The sequence below is a fragment of the Spirilliplanes yamanashiensis genome (assembly GCF_016863475.1).
In the GTDB taxonomy this organism is placed as follows: domain Bacteria; phylum Actinomycetota; class Actinomycetes; order Mycobacteriales; family Micromonosporaceae; genus Spirilliplanes; species Spirilliplanes yamanashiensis.
The window spans coordinates 85,302-98,734 of the sequence record NZ_BOOY01000042.1 but is presented as its reverse complement, the minus strand read 5'-3'; the positions used below and the strand labels follow the sequence as shown (position 1 = coordinate 98,734).

Genomic DNA, 13,433 nt, shown 5'->3' with positions numbered 1-13,433 from the left:
TCAGACGACGGCGTCGACCCAGAGGTCGTCGAGCTGGCCGCGGAACTGGTCGTTGTCGGCCGTGAGGCCCTTGCCGCCGACCCGCAGCGGCTGGCTGTTCGCCACGGTCAGGTCGGCCGGGATCGTCTTCGTGCCCCGCACCACGCCGTCGACCAGGATGGCGAACGTCGTGCCGGTGCGCCGGCACTCGAGCGTGTGCCATGCGCCGTCGGCCACGGTCACGGTGCTCTTGGCCAGGTAGATGGTCGTGCCGGTGGTGCTGGTGACGGCGCAGCTCGGGTTGCCCGGCGTGCCGTCCACCTGCAGCTTGAAGTGGCTGCCGCTGGTGGAGTAGCCCTTCTGGAGCACGTTCTCGCCGTCGGTGGTCTGCTCCGGGGTGACCCGCACGCTCGCGCCGTACGCGAAGTTGCCCGCGCCCGGGTTGAGCGCCGACGTGGCCGTCGCCTCCAGGATCAGGCGCGGGCAGGTGGTGCCCGTGCACGGCCCCGGGAACGTCAGCGCGCTGCCCGTGCCGCGGGCGGTGACGACGGGCGCGCCCCCGTCGGCGCCGAGCGGGCGCAGCGGGGCGCCGCCGTGGGTGTCGGGGAACGACCCGTCGGCGTTGCGGGAGTCGAAGGTGAACTCGACCGCCCGCGCCGCCGCAGTGGGGCTCGGGCTGACGGTGGCGGTGGACGAGGGCGACGGCGAGACCGACGGCGAGACCGACGGCGAGACCGACGGCGAGACCGACGGCGACGGCGTCGTCGGCGACGGGGTCGTCGTGCCGCTCACCGGGAACGACGCGTACCGCTTCTGCGCCACGCCGTCGATCAGCGTGAAGTCGCCGGCCGCCGCGACCAGGCCCAGCTCGGCGCTGGCCGCCATGTACCGCACGCCCACGACGCCGTTGCCCGCCGGGTTCCAGCCGGTCAGCTCGCCGGCCTGGGTGATCGCCGCGAACTTCACCCGCGGCACCGAGCCGTCGGTGCACACGCCCTGGACGCCGTTGTTGCCGGTCGTGCAGGCCACGTCGAAGTGCCCGCCGACGTAGACGGTGCCGTCGAGGGTCGTGATCGCCTGCGCGTCGCCGTCGAACGCCCGGTTCCAGCGCACCGCGCCGGTCGTCGTGTACGCGATGGCCCGGCCGCCCTGCCCGCCGTGCGCCGCGTAGATGCCGGTCGCGTCGGCGGTCACCGCGTACACCTGCGACTCCGGCCGCGGCAGGAACGTGGTGTCCAGCGCGCCCGTGAGGGCGTCCACGCGGGTCAGCCGCCAGGTGGAGCTGATGCCGTTGGTCTTCTTGAAGCTGCCGCCGAGGTACACCTTGCCGCCGTACAGGGCCAAGGAGTTGACCCAGTCGTCGGCGGTGGGCTTCCAGCCGTTGTCGAGGGCGCCCGTGGTCGTGCTGAACGCGGCCAGGTTGGTGCGGGCCACGCCGTTCACGGACGTGATCCGGCCGCCGACGTACAGCCGGCCGTTGCCGGTGGCGAGCGAGGTGGGTGTGCCCACGACGGTGTGCTTGAACGTGGTGAGCGCGCCGGACGTCGCGTCGAGACCGGCGACGGCCTTGCGGTTCTGCCCGGAGACGGTGGCGAACTCGCCGGCCGCGTACACGGTGGCGCCGTCGACGGCCAGCGCGCGCACGGTGCCGTCCGCGGTGGGCGTCCAGGCCCGCAGGGCGCCGGTACGGGCGTCGAACGCGGCCAGCCGCTGCCGGGCGATCTGCTTGCCGCCCACGATGGCCTTGGTGAACGACCCGCCGACGTAGACGGTGTCCCCGCGGAACGCGACGGCGTGCACCGGGCCGTCGAAGCTCGGGGCGGGCGCGGTGCTCACGGCGGCCTCGGCGGGGGCCACGAGGCAGACGGCGGCGACGGCGGCGACGGCCGCCCCCAGCCGGAGCGACGATTTTAGGACAGAGCGGGTCGAATACACGCGAACCACGGTAACGGTAGTGCTGCGCCGCAGCCGTTCTCCCGCGGTCGCGCGTTCGGCTGTCCTGCCCCGCCGAACGGACAAATCCCTAGATCGCCAACCGCTCATCGACGTGCCACGATGGGCCGATGGCGGAACAGGGCGGCCGGGCGCTGGTGCTCGGCGGGGGCGGGGTCACCGGCGTGGCCTGGGAGATCGGGCTGCTGCACGGCCTGGCCGAACACGGCGTCGACCTCACCGGCGCCGACACGCTCATCGGCACCTCCGCCGGCTCGGTCGTCGCCGCGCAGATCGGCAGCGGCACGCCCCTGCCCGAGATGTTCGCCCAGCAGACCGAGCCGCCCGCGGCCGAACGCCGGGCCGAGATCGGCGCCGCCGTCCTCGCCCGGTTCGTCATCGCCTCCGCGATCCCCGGCCCCCGCCACCGCGGCCGCGCCTGGCTCGGCCGCGCCGCCCTGCGGGCGAAGACCGTCCCCGAGAGCGAACGCCGCGCCGTCATCGCCCACCGCGTGCCCCAGCAGCGGTGGCCCGACCGGCGGCTGCTCGTCACCGCCGTCGACGCCGGGTCCGGCGAACCCGTCGTCTTCGACCGCGACAGCGGCGTCCCCCTCACCGACGCCGTCGGCGCCAGCTGCGCCGTGCCCATCGTGTGGCCGCCCGTCACCATCGGCGATCGCCGCTACCTCGACGGCGGCATGCGCACCGTCGCCAACGTCGACCTCGCCGCCGGCGCCGACCGGGTCGTCGTGATCGCCCCGCTCAGCCGCGCCCTGCGCCGCAGCGACCGCCCGCAGGCGCAGGCCGCCGCGCTCGGCGTCCCGTCGATCGTGCTCACCCCCGACCCGCCTGCGCTGGCCGCCATCGGCCGCAACGTGCTCGACCCGGCCAACCGGGTCGCGTCCGCCCACGCCGGCCGCGCCCAGGCCGCCCGGGTCGCCGACCGCGTCCGGATGATCTGGACGCCGCCGGCCGCCTGACGGCGGTGTCATGCTGGGTCGTGTGACCACCACCGAGGCCCGCCCCCGCCCGCGCCGCGGCCGCGCCGTCCGCACCGGCGTCACCATCGCCGCCGTCCTGCTGCTGCTGTTCGGCGTGCCGTGGTGGACCCTGGTCCTCGCGCCCGCCTGGCCGCTGCCCGTCACCGTCGCCGCCACCGCCGTCTTCCTGGTGGCGCTGCTCGCGTTCCCGGCCGGCATGTTCCTCGGCCACGCCCGCGGCAACGACACCGCGTCGACGATCGGCGACACCATCCTCGGCCTCGTGTGGATCGCCTTCGTGTGGTCGATCATCGGCAACGTGCTGCGCCTGGCCCTGCTCGGCGTCGACGGCGCGGCCCGCATCGCCGCCGCCGCCGTCGCCGTGGTCGTCGTGGTGCTGGCCCTGTGGGGCCACTACGAGGCCATGCGCGTGCCCCGCGTCCGCGAGGTCGAGGTCCGGCTGCCCCGCCTCGGCGCCGGGCTCGACGGGCTGCGCGTCGTCCAGATCACCGACACCCACTACGGCCCCATCGACCGCGCCCGCTGGTCGCGCGGCGTCACCGAGGCCGTCAACGCCCTCGACCCCGACGTCGTCTGCCACACCGGCGACATCGCCGACGGCACCGCCGACCAGCGCACCGAGCAGTCCGCCCCGCTCGGCGACATCCGCGCGACGATGGCCCGCGTCTACGTCACCGGCAACCACGAGTACTACAGCGGCGCCCTCGGCTGGCTCGACCGGATGCGCACCCTCGGCTGGGAGATCCTGCACAACCAGCACGTCGTCGTCACCCGCGACGGCGCGAGCCTCGTCATCGCCGGCGTCGACGACCGCACCGCCGAGTTCTCCGGCATCGAGGACCACCACGCCGACCACGAGGCCGCCCTCGCCGGCGCCGACCCGGCGCTGCCCGTCCTGCTGCTGGCCCACCAGCCGAAACAGATCGACGGCGCCGTCGCCCACGGCATCGACCTCCAGCTGTCCGGCCACACCCACGGCGGCCAGATCTGGCCCTTCCACTACCTCGTGCGCACCGACCAGCCCGTGCTCCAGGGCCTCAGCCGGCACGGCGAGCGCACCCAGCTCTACACCAGCCGCGGCACCGGCTTCTGGGGCCCGCCGTTCCGGGTGTTCGCCCCGAGCGAGATCACCCTGCTGACGCTGCGGGCCGGGTAGCCCTCACGCGTCACCGCGGGCCAGCGCCGCGAAGACCGCCGGGCGCACCCGGTGCACGAGCGGGTCGGCGTGCCGGTGGGCCAGCCGCCACTCGCCGCCCACCCGGCGGAACACCAGCGTCACCCGCAACGACCAGTCCTGTTCCGGCAGGTCGAACACCCGGCCGCGCTGGCGCTCCACCACCACCAGCACCGCCAGGTCGCCCGACGCCCACGACGCCACGACCTCCAGCTCCGCCTCGCCACCGTGGAACGTGTCCGCCATCGCCGCCAGGTGCTCCGGCGAGTGGTCGAACCCCCGCGGCGGCGGGTCGCCCCCGTACGGTGGCAGCAGGGTGTAGTCGTCGGCGTGCGGGATCAGGGCCAGGTAGGCGTGGATGTCGCCGTTGATGTACGCGGACGCGGCCGCCGCCGTGCGGCTGACCAGACCGTCCAGGTCGTCGGACGTCATCCCCGCATCCTGCGCCCCCGCCGCTCAGCCGGCCAGCCCGGCCACCGCCTCCGCGACCGGCACGTCCCCCGCGAACAGCTCCGCCACGATCCCCGCCGTCCCCGGCGCCACCAGCACCGCCGCCAGCACGGCCGCCACGTCGTCGCGCGGCACCGGCCCCCGCCCGCCCACCTCCGTCGTCAACCGGACCCGCCCGGTGCCGGGATCGTCCGTCAGCGAACCCGGCCGCACGACCGTCCAGTCCAGATCGGCCGCCATCACGTACCGGTCCGCCTCCGCCTTCGCCTCCAGGTACGGCCGCATCGCCCCCGTCGCGGCCTCCGGCCGGTCCGCCCCGATCGAACTGACCAGCACGTACCGCCGCACCCCGCACGCCACCGCCGCGTCGGCCAGCTTCACCGCCCCACCCAGGTCGACGGTCCGCTTCCGCTCCGGCCCGCTGCCCGGCCCGGCGCCCGCCGCGAACACCACCGCGTCCGCGCCCCGCACGTACGCCTCCAGGCTCGCCTCCGCCTCCAGGTCACCCAGGACCGGGACGATGCCGGCGGCCTCCAGGTCCGCGGCCTGCTCCGGCCTGCGGATCAGGCCCCGCGCCCGATGCCCCTGCTCCGCCAGCAGGCGGCCGAGCCGCAACGCGATCTTGCCGTGCCCACCCACCACGAGAACGTCCATCCGCCGTCGATACCCGCCCGCCGCGCCATCCACGCCGGGCGGCGCCCACGGCGGTGAGCGGTCGGCCGATGGCCGCGCGCCGGGCGGTGCGTGAGACTGCGGTGGGAGGCCGCCGATGAGTGATGACCACGACGCCCAGCGGCTCGGCGCCCTGCTCGCGGGGCTCGAGGCGTACCGGTCGGCGCGCCGGGCGTTCCTTTCCGAGATCGGCACCCCGGCGTCCAACCGGGACCCGCTCGCCGAGTTCAGCGAGGCCCTGGTCCAGGCGTCTACGCGCTCGTCGTCTTCGAGGATTTCACCGTCGTCGGCGTGCTGGCCTTCCCCTTGGACGCGCTGGGCCCGATCTGTTCGGCGCTGGGCAAGCGGCATCCGCGGCCGGAGGAGCAGGTGCAGTTCACGCGGGTGAACTGGTGGACGATCCGGGACGACGTGGCCCGGTTCGAGGGGCTGGGGGTGCGGGTCTGGTTGCCGCCGCTCGGGCCGGGGCCGGGCGGGTTACGGTCGGCTGATGAGTGACAGTGAGACGCCCTGGGAGCCGCCGTTCGCGGGCAGCGAGGTCGAGCATCTGGTCGGGGCGCTGGAGCGGTTGCGGGCCACGTTCCGGTGGAAGGCGGACGGGCTCGGCGCGGACGGGTTGTGCGCCCGGGTGGGTGCGTCGGCGCTGACGATCGGGGGGCTGCTCAAGCACCTGGCGCTGGTCGAGGACTACACGTTCACGGCGAAGCTCAGCGGCGGTGACCCGGGCGAGCGGTGGCGGCCGGCGCTGAGCGGCGACGACTGGGTGTTCGTCAGCGCGGCGGACGACGACCCGGCCGAGCTGTACGCGCTGTGGGACGGGGCGGTCGAGCGGTCGCGGGAGCGGCTGGCGGCGGCGCTGGCCGACGGGGGGCTCGACCGGCTCGTGCACGTCGCCGGGCCGGACGGGCGGCACGCGAGTCTGCGGCGGCTGGTGTGTGACCTGGTGGAGGAGTACGGCCGGCACACCGGGCACGCCGACATCCTGCGCGAGGCCGTCGACGGGCGGGTCGGGGAGGATCCGCCGCCGGGGTGGCGGCCGGCTTAGGCGTCGAGGAACTCGTCGACCATCGGGGCGAGCCAGTCGGCGCGGTGCGGGACGGTCGTGTGGGTGGTGCCGGGCAGGACGGCGAGGCGGCAGCGGGGCAGGCCGGTGAGGTCGCCGCAGACGCCGCCGCCGAGCAGCCGGAACATGTGGACGGCGTGCTCGGGGCGGACGATGTCGGAGTCGGCCAGGACCAGCATGGTGGGGGCGGCGAGCGCCGCGATGGCGGCGGCGGGCCACTGGGGCAGGTCGGCGTCGAGCACCTTCATCTTCGTGACGAGGCGGGCCCAGCCGGCGGGGTCGGGTGCGGTGCGGACGTACTCCTCGTGGAACTCGGAGCCGTGCAGGTGTTCGGGTTGCAGGTCCTGGATGCCGTCGAGCAGGCCGGGGTGGACGCCGGCGTCGTCGAAGCTGACGGAGGCGAGGACGAGGCGGCCGACGCGGGCCGGGTGGTCGGTGCCGAGGCGCAGCGCGACGGCGGCGCCCATGCTCCAGCCGAGCACGTCGGCGGTGGCGATGCCGAGGTGGTCGAGCAGGGCGACGACGTCGGCGGCGAACTGCTCGACGGTGAACGGGCGGTCGATGTCGGGGGTGCGGCCGTGGCCCTGGAGTTCGACGGCGACGACGCGGCGGGTCCGGGCGAGCAGCGGCAGCAGGGCGCCGAAGCTGGTGCCGATGCCGGACAGGGCGCCGTGCACGAGCACGAGCGGGCGGCCGCCGCCGGCGCCGTGTGACTCGTAGTAGAGGTCGAGGCCGTTCACGGGTGCGTGGGTCATGGGTCCACGGTGCGCGGGGGCGCTTACGGACCGCTTACCGCTTGTAGGGTGGCGGCCATGCGTTTCGGGGTCCTCGGGCCGCTCGCGGTCACCACCGACGCGGGCGACGCCGTCACCGTGCCGGGCGCCAAGGTGCGGGCGCTGCTGGCGGACCTGCTGGCGCACCGCAACCAGGTGGTGTCGGCGGACCGGCTGATCGACGACCTGTGGGGCGACGACCCGCCGGCGAACGCGGCGGGCGCGCTGCAGGTGCGGGTGTCGCAGCTGCGCAAGGCGCTCAACGACGCGGAGCCGGGGGCGCGGGACCTGGTCGAGTCGCGGCCGCCGGGGTACGTGCTGCGCACGGCGCGGGTGGACGCGGACCGGTTCGCCGAGCTGGCCGCCGAGCCCGACGTGGACAGCCTCGCCGAGGCGCTGGGGCTGTGGCGCGGCGAGCCGTACGCGGACGTGGCCGACGAGGAGTACGTGCGGGCGGAGGCGGCCCGGCTGGCGGAGGCGCGGCTCGTGGTGCTGGAGAAGCTGGCCGACGCCCGGCTGGCCCGCGGCGAGCACGCCCTCGTCGCCGCGGACCTGGCGGAGCTGGTGGCGCGGCACCCGCTGCGGGAGGGGCTGCGCGCCCTGCACCTGCGGGCGCTGTACGCGGCCGGCCGCCAGACGGAGGCGCTGGACAGCTACGCCGACCTGCGCGACCGCCTCGCCGACGAGCTGGGCCTGGACCCGGGCCCGGAGCTGGTGGCCCTGCACCGGCAGATCCTCGCCCAGGACACGACGCTGAGCGCGCCGCCGAAGGCCGCGCTGATCCGCAACAGCCTGCCCGCGCAGGTGGACGAGCTGGTGGGCCGGGCGGAGGCGCTGGCCGAGCTGCGCGGCGTCGTGCCCGGGCAGCGGCTGGTGACGCTGATCGGGCCGGGCGGGGTGGGCAAGACGCGGCTGGCCACGGAGGCGGCCCGCGAGCAGGACTTCCCGGACGGGGCGCGGCTGGTGGAGCTGACGGCGCTGCGGCCCGGCGAGACGGCGGTGGCCGAGCTGGTGCTGGCGGCGCTGGACGTGCGGGAGGTGCCGGGCGCGAGCGTGGCCGCCGAGGACCGGCTCGTCGCGGCGGTGCGGCACCGGCGGGTGCTGCTGGTGCTGGACAACTGCGAGCACGTCGTCGAGCCGGTCGCGGCGCTGGTGGCGCGGCTGCTGCGGGAGGCACCGGGCGTCACCGTGCTGGCCACCAGCCGGGAGCCGCTGGGCCTGGCCGGTGAGCTGCTGTGGGAGGTGCCGCCGCTGCCCGTACCCGCGGACGGCGGCGACGTGGACGCGGTCCGGCGGTCGGCCGCGGCCCGGTTGTTCGCGGCCCGGGCCGCCGCGCAGCAGCGCGGTTTCCGGCTGGACGAGCGGACGGCGCCGGCGGTGGCGCAGCTGTGCCGCCGGCTGGACGGCCTGCCGCTGGCGCTGGAGCTGGCCGCGACCCGGGTGCGCTCGCTCGGCCTGGCCGGGGTGGTGGACCGCCTGGACGACCGGTTCCGGCTGCTCAGCACCGCGCAGCGGGACGTGCCGGCGCGGCAGCGCACCCTGACCGCGGTGATCGGCTGGAGCTGGGACCTGCTGGACGACCACGAGCGGGCGGTGCTGGCCCGGCTGGCGGTGCCGGCGGACGGCTGCACCCTGGCCGCCGCGGAGGCGGTGTGCGGGGCCGACCTGGACGTGCTGGCGCGGCTGGTCGACCGGTCGCTGGTCGTGGTGGACGAGTCGGGGGCGGAGCCGCGCTACCGGCTGCTGGAGTCGGTGGCGGCGTTCTGCCTGGACCGGCTGGACGACGCCGGCGCGGTCCGCGCACGACACGTGTCGTACTACACGGAGCTGGCCGAGCGGGCCGACCCGCTCCTGCGCGGCCCGGGGCAGCGGGAGTGGCTGGCCCGCCTCGACGCCGAGTCGGCCAACCTGCGGGCGGCGCTCGCGCACGGCGGCAGCCTGCGCCTGGCCAACGCGCTGACCTGGTACTGGTACCTGCGCGGCCGGTACACCGAGGCGCGGCGGGCGCTGGCCGGCGCGTCCGGCGACGCGGACGACCGGGCCCGCGCGGCGGTGTGGCGGGCCGGGTTCGCGCTGCTGCAGGGCGACCCCGTCGCGCCCGGGGAGATCGAGGCGGCGCTGGCCGGGTACGCGGAACCGCGCGCCGTCTGGTTCGTGGCGGCGGGCCTGCTCGACGTCAGCGACCTGACCGGCGCCGCCGCACTGCTCGACCGCGCCCTCGCCGCCGGCGACGACCCGTGGACCGCGGCGGCCGTGGCGGTGTCGCGGGCCCTCATCGCGCACGCCGCCGGCGACCCGGCCGAGCTGCGGCGGCACGCCGAGGACGCCGCCGCCCGCTTCGCGGAGCTGGGCGACGACTGGGGCCGGCTGCAGGCGTCCGACTGGCTGGGCGGCCTGGCCGAGATGACCGGCCGGTACGACGAGGCCACCGCGCTGCACGCCGAGGGCCTGCGCTGGGCGGAGGAGCTGACGCTGTGGCCGGCGGTCGGCGGCAAGCTGTCCTGGCTGGCCTGGATCGCCGTGCAGACCGGCGACTACGCCCGGGCCCGGGAGCTGGCCGGACGCGCGTACCGGCTGGCGGAGGAGCAGGACTCGTCCGGCGCCCTGGTGTTCGCCGAGCTGGGCCTCGGCTTCGCCGCCCGCCGCGACGGCAAGCTCGACATCGCCGTGCAGCACCTCCAGCGGCTCGCCGACCGGGCCGGCGAGGACGAGCTGCACCTGCCGATGGTGCTCAGCGAGCTGGGCTACGCGGCCGCCGACGCCGGCGACCCCGCCCGGGCGCTGGCGCTGCACGCGCGGGCGTTCGACCGGGCGGTGGCGATCGGCGCGCCCCGCGACACGGTCGGCGCGCTGGAGGGCATGGCCGCGGCCGCGCCGTCACCGGAGACCGCGGCCCGGCTGCTGGGCGCGGCCCACGCGGCGCGGGCGGCCGGCGAGGTGCCCGCCGCCCCGGCCGAGCGGGACGGGGTCGAGCGCGCCACCGAACGCCTCGTCGCGGCGCTCGGCGCGGAGCGGTTCGCCGCCGCGTTCGCGGCCGGCAACGGCCTGAGCCCGGGCGAGGCCCGGGCCCTGGTCGGCTGAGGAGTTCCGGTTACGCGGCCGCCGCCCGGTAGGAGGCGATGATGACGCCGCTTTTCATGACCCGCGTGCCGACCAGCTCCAGCGTGGTCGGCAGGTCGCCGAGCGGGGCGCTGATCGACGCGCCGCCGGTGAGCACCGGGTGGATCCAGAACCGCACCTCGTCGACCAGGCCGGCCTTGAGCAGCGCGTGGGTGACCGTGCCGTAGCCGTACGAGAGGATGTCCTTGCCGTCCTGCTCCTTGAGCCGGGTGACGGCCTCGATCAGGTCGCCCTGGAGCACCTCGGTGTTGTTCCACTCCGGGTTCGTCAGGATGGTCGAGGCGACGTACTTCTTGACGCTGTTGAAGTACGCGGCGCCGGTGCTGGGGTCGCTCTCGTCCATTCTGGGCCACGCCGCGGCGAAGCCGTCGTAGGTGTGCCGGCCCATCACCAGGGCGTCGGCGGCATCGGTCTGCTCGCCGGCGAAGGCGGACGCCTCGTCGTCGAAGTACGGCATCGTGAAGACGGGGTTCTCGATGACGCCGTCGAGGGTGATGTAGGTCGAGTTGATGAGCTTGCGCATGTCGGCGCCTCCGGGTCCGTGTTCGTCTGACACCCCGAACTCTGCCGGGGGGCGCTTACGGTTCGCTTTCGGGCCCGCTTACGCGCCGGGCGGCGGCGAGTACGGCAGTGCCACCAGGCCGAGCACGTGGGCGGCCGGGGTGCCGTCGGCGGCGTGCAGGCGCAGGGTGGTCCGCTGCTGCCGGTGCCGGTCGGCGACGGCGTGCAGCGCGGCCACCCCCGCGCTGGCCAGGTGGGTCACGCCGGACAGGTCGACGGCGGCCGCGACGGTGCCGCCGCGGGAGCGGCGCAGCAGGTCGCGCTGCAGGACGGGGGCGGTGGCGGCGTCCAGGGGGCCGCTCACCCGCACGCCGCCGGCGTCCTCGTCGACGGTGAGGGCGTCGGCGGAGGTCGCCGGGGCGGCGGCCGCGCGCTCGCCGGTCAGCAGGCGCGGCGGGCGGCTCAGCCGGTGGCCGACGGTCGCGGTGGTGCCGGTGGCGGTGCGCTCGACGTGCAGCGTGTCCACGAGCTGGCTGGTCATGGCGAGGCCGCGGCCGCGGTCGGGGTGGTGGACCGGTGGGCGCCACCGGCCGCGGTCGACGACCTCGGCGTGCAGGCAGCCGTCCGGCCCGACGGCGGCGCGCAGCAGCACGGGGTCGTCCTGCGGGCCGGCGTGCTCGATGGCGTTGGTGACCAGCTCGCCGAGCGCGTGCTGCAGGACGAAGGTGTCGTCGTCGCCGGCGCCCGCGGCGGTCAGCCAGTCGCCCAGCTCGCGCCGCGCCGCGCTCAGCGACGACAGCTCGACGGGCAGCCGCAGGTCCAGGCCGGGCACGGCCTCGACGAGTTGCGCGGCGAGCAGGGTGATGTCGTCGCTGTGGCCGGTGGCGCGCACCAGCAGCTCGACGGTCTGGGTGCACACCCGGTCGGCGGGCGCGGCCCCGGGCTCGTGCAGGGCCCGGCCGCCCGCGGCGTGCTCGGCGGTGCGGGCCAGCTCGGCGGTGCCGTCGGCGGCGCTGCGGCCGGGTCGCTCGACGATGCCGTCGCTGTAGAGCAGCAGCACGTCGCCGGGCCCGAGCCGGTCCGTGCGCACGTCGAACGCGGAGCCGGTGCCCAGCGGCGCGCCGCCGGTGACCGGGAGGTGCCGGCTGCCGCCGCCCGTGGGCAGCACCAGCGGGGCGGGGTGGCCGGCGGTGCAGTAGGTGAGCGTGCCGTCGGCCGGGTCGAGCACCGCCACGCAGACGGTGGCGGCGCGCGCGGCGCTCTGGCGGCGGGCGATCCGGTCGACGGCCGCGAGCGCCTCGGCGATGCCGGCGCCGTCGTCGAGCCGGTCGTGCAGGACGGCGCGCAGCTGCCCCATCACCCCGGACGCCGTGACGCCGTGGCCGACGACGTCGCCCACGACCAGCGCGACGGTGCCGTCGGGCCGGGCGATGGCGTCGAACCAGTCGCCGCCGGCCGCGGTGTCGGCGTCGGCGAGCAGGTAGCTCGCGGCGATTTGCGCGCCCGGCAGCACGGGCAGGCCGCGGGGCAGCAGCTCGCGCTGGAGGGTGGTGACGACGTCGCGGGTGCGCCGGTAGCGCTGCTGGAGGTCGGCGTTCTGCTGCTCGGCGTCGAGCCGGGCGCGGACCAGCGCGGTGACGTCGACGCCGCTGCCGATGACGCCGCGGATGGTGCCGTCCGGGTGGCGCCACGGGTTGATGGAGAAGTCGGCGTACAGCTCGTGGACGGTGCCGTCGGGGCCGGTCAGGTGGGCGCGCCACTGCTGGCCGGTGACGGGCTCGCCGGTGCGGTACACCTGCCCGTACAGGTCGACCCACTGCTGGCCGGCCAGGTCGTCGAACACCTCGCTCAGCGGCCGGCCGACCATCTTCCGCTCCGGGGCGACGGCCCGCGCGGCGGCGTTGGCGGCGGCGACCCGCAGCTCCGGGCCCTCGCAGAGGATGAGGATGAACGGCGCCTGCTCGACCCCCGACGCGACCAGTTCCGGTTCCGACACCCGCGACACACCCCAGCTCCGACGACTCGCCTGTCAGTTTGCCCCGATCCGCGCGGTCATGCCTCCTCAGCGGAACGGATCCGGCCGATCGGCGACGGCGGCAGCGGGCGGGCGGCCACCTCGCGGATGACCTCCCACGGTGGCGTGGCGGCGCTGAGGTCGTCGGGCCACTGCTCGACGACGCCGCGCGCCCAGGCCGCCCAGTCGGCGACGGCGTCCCAGTGCCGGGTGAGGAACGCCGCCACGAGGGTGCTCTGCGCGGTGCGGGCGGGGAACGGCCCGGTGCCGGTGGCGTACTCGCGGGCGACCTCGATGTTGGTGCGGGTGCGTTCGGCGGCCCACTCGGCGCAGGCGTCCAGGTTGTCCAGCAGGTCGGCCTTGGTCCCGTGGTCGCCGAAGAAGACCTGGAGCAGCAGCTCGAACTCGAGGACCGGCCCGGCGCCGGGGGTGGCGGTCCAGCGGCGCAGCGCCCGCCGGCCGGCCGGGGTGATGGCGTAGACGGTGCTGGTGCGCCGGCCGACGGTGCGGGTGGTGGCCGTGGCGAGCCCCTGGGCGACCAGCTTCTTCGGCTCCTCGTAGAGCTTGCTCTCGGCGCGCGGCCAGAAGTGCTGGAGGCTGCGGCCCATCTGCTTGGTGAGCTCGTAGCTGGTCCAGGGCTGGACGGCGAGCAGGCCGAGCAGGGCGTGCGCGGTGGTGGTCAGCGGAGGCATTGCCAGATACTCCCTTAGGGAGTACCGTCACCGCCATACTCCCCAGGGGAGTAAAGGAGGAG

12 protein-coding genes are annotated in these 13,433 nt (G+C 76.1%); 5 read left to right on the top strand and 7 right to left on the bottom strand.

Going from position 1 to position 13,433, the window contains the following annotated elements:
* Positions 1-1,914, bottom strand: coding sequence for a LamG-like jellyroll fold domain-containing protein (locus Sya03_RS29355; RefSeq protein WP_239107936.1), 1,914 nt, complete (start codon positions 1,912-1,914; stop codon positions 1-3).
* 128 nt (positions 1,915-2,042) lie between these two features.
* On the opposite strand from Sya03_RS29355, the gene Sya03_RS29350 reads away from it, so the two are divergent.
* Entirely contained in the window at positions 2,043-2,891 is an 849-nt protein-coding gene (locus Sya03_RS29350; RefSeq protein ID WP_203941693.1) for a patatin-like phospholipase family protein, read from the top strand.
* A 10-nt stretch (positions 2,892-2,901) separates the two neighbouring features.
* A complete protein-coding gene (locus tag Sya03_RS29345) occupies positions 2,902-4,068 on the top strand; it encodes a metallophosphoesterase (protein ID WP_203941692.1) in 1,167 nt (388 codons plus the stop codon).
* Between the two features lie 3 nt (positions 4,069-4,071).
* On the opposite strand, the gene Sya03_RS29340 is transcribed toward Sya03_RS29345, so the two are convergent.
* Entirely contained in the window at positions 4,072-4,518 is a 447-nt protein-coding gene (locus Sya03_RS29340; RefSeq protein WP_203941691.1) for a YybH family protein, read from the bottom strand.
* A gap of 24 nt (positions 4,519-4,542) precedes the next feature.
* Entirely contained in the window at positions 4,543-5,190 is a 648-nt protein-coding gene (locus tag Sya03_RS29335) for an SDR family oxidoreductase (RefSeq protein ID WP_203941690.1), read from the bottom strand.
* A 309-nt stretch (positions 5,191-5,499) separates the two neighbouring features.
* Between Sya03_RS29335 and Sya03_RS29330 the strand changes: the two genes are divergently transcribed.
* On the top strand, positions 5,500-5,706 hold the full coding sequence (locus tag Sya03_RS29330) for a hypothetical protein (RefSeq protein WP_203941689.1): 207 nt from the start codon (positions 5,500-5,502) through the stop codon (positions 5,704-5,706).
* Positions 5,699-6,253 (top strand): mycothiol transferase, encoded by a 555-nt coding sequence (locus Sya03_RS29325; protein WP_203941688.1) that lies wholly within the window; start codon positions 5,699-5,701, stop codon positions 6,251-6,253. Before Sya03_RS29330 ends, Sya03_RS29325 begins: the two co-directional genes overlap by 8 nt.
* On the opposite strand, the gene Sya03_RS29320 is transcribed toward Sya03_RS29325, so the two are convergent.
* Positions 6,250-7,026, bottom strand: coding sequence for an alpha/beta fold hydrolase (locus Sya03_RS29320; RefSeq protein ID WP_203941687.1), 777 nt, complete (start codon positions 7,024-7,026; stop codon positions 6,250-6,252). The genes Sya03_RS29325 and Sya03_RS29320 overlap by 4 nt on opposite strands.
* 57 nt (positions 7,027-7,083) lie before the next feature.
* Between Sya03_RS29320 and Sya03_RS29315 the strand changes: the two genes are divergently transcribed.
* On the top strand, positions 7,084-10,125 hold the full coding sequence (locus Sya03_RS29315) for an AfsR/SARP family transcriptional regulator (protein ID WP_203941686.1): 3,042 nt from the start codon (positions 7,084-7,086) through the stop codon (positions 10,123-10,125).
* Positions 10,126-10,135: 10 nt separating this feature from the next.
* On the opposite strand, the gene Sya03_RS29310 is transcribed toward Sya03_RS29315, so the two are convergent.
* The 3 genes from Sya03_RS29310 to Sya03_RS29300 form a co-directional block, all read right to left on the bottom strand.
* Positions 10,136-10,687: a dihydrofolate reductase family protein gene (locus Sya03_RS29310; RefSeq protein ID WP_203941685.1), complete on the bottom strand. Its 552-nt coding sequence runs from the start codon at positions 10,685-10,687 to the stop codon at positions 10,136-10,138.
* Positions 10,688-10,765: 78 nt separating this feature from the next.
* Positions 10,766-12,661: a SpoIIE family protein phosphatase gene (locus tag Sya03_RS29305; protein ID WP_203941684.1), complete on the bottom strand. Its 1,896-nt coding sequence runs from the start codon at positions 12,659-12,661 to the stop codon at positions 10,766-10,768.
* Positions 12,662-12,717: 56 nt separating this feature from the next.
* A complete protein-coding gene (locus tag Sya03_RS29300) occupies positions 12,718-13,371 on the bottom strand; it encodes a PadR family transcriptional regulator (protein ID WP_203941683.1) in 654 nt (217 codons plus the stop codon).
* Between the last annotated feature and the right edge of the window lie 62 nt (positions 13,372-13,433).

Bases quoted from the DNA above. Each gene is read 5' to 3' on its own strand.
- Sya03_RS29350 (WP_203941693.1), top strand. From the start codon at position 2,043: ATGGCGGAACAGGGCGGCCGGGCGCTGGTGCTCGGCGGGGGCGGGGTC.
- Sya03_RS29345 (WP_203941692.1), top strand. From the start codon at position 2,902: ATGCTGGGTCGTGTGACCACCACCGAGGCCCGCCCCCGCCCGCGCCGC.
- Sya03_RS29340 (WP_203941691.1), bottom strand. From the start codon at position 4,518: ATGACGTCCGACGACCTGGACGGTCTGGTCAGCCGCACGGCGGCGGCC.
- Sya03_RS29335 (WP_203941690.1), bottom strand. From the start codon at position 5,190: ATGGACGTTCTCGTGGTGGGTGGGCACGGCAAGATCGCGTTGCGGCTC.
- Sya03_RS29325 (WP_203941688.1), top strand. From the start codon at position 5,699: ATGAGTGACAGTGAGACGCCCTGGGAGCCGCCGTTCGCGGGCAGCGAG.
- Sya03_RS29320 (WP_203941687.1), bottom strand. From the start codon at position 7,026: ATGACCCACGCACCCGTGAACGGCCTCGACCTCTACTACGAGTCACAC.
- Sya03_RS29315 (WP_203941686.1), top strand. From the start codon at position 7,084: ATGCGTTTCGGGGTCCTCGGGCCGCTCGCGGTCACCACCGACGCGGGC.
- Sya03_RS29310 (WP_203941685.1), bottom strand. From the start codon at position 10,687: ATGCGCAAGCTCATCAACTCGACCTACATCACCCTCGACGGCGTCATC.
- Sya03_RS29300 (WP_203941683.1), bottom strand. From the start codon at position 13,371: ATGCCTCCGCTGACCACCACCGCGCACGCCCTGCTCGGCCTGCTCGCC.